This is a genomic window from Vallitalea sediminicola (assembly GCF_054408565.1).
Window position 1 is genome coordinate 1 of record NZ_BTPT01000331.1, and the last position, 256, is coordinate 256.

1 protein-coding gene is annotated in these 256 nt (G+C 37.1%); it reads right to left on the bottom strand.

Annotation, left to right across the window (positions count from 1 at the left end; genetic code table 11):
- Positions 1 to 256, bottom strand: a 256-nt coding sequence (locus tag ACX6CF_RS26940) for an immunoglobulin-like domain-containing protein (protein WP_458788453.1), incomplete at both ends; no start/stop codon positions are given.

Here is a 256-nt window from a genome sequence, read left to right on the forward strand (position 1 = left end):
ATGTCCTTCCTCGTATTCTGGTCTAGTAATAACTCCACTATTAGATATTACCTCCGGCTTATTAGATGTCCATGTTATTATAGACCCCTCAGGAGCTGAAACAGGAAGTATTAAGTCATGACATATTGAATATTGTGACAAATTTTCCCCTAAAGTTCTATAAACAGAAAGCCATGCTTTGTCCGCAGCTATAGCCTCTTCATTTGTCTGCTCCAAAGCCTTAACAATCATTTCAAATATTTTCTCGCTAGATTCA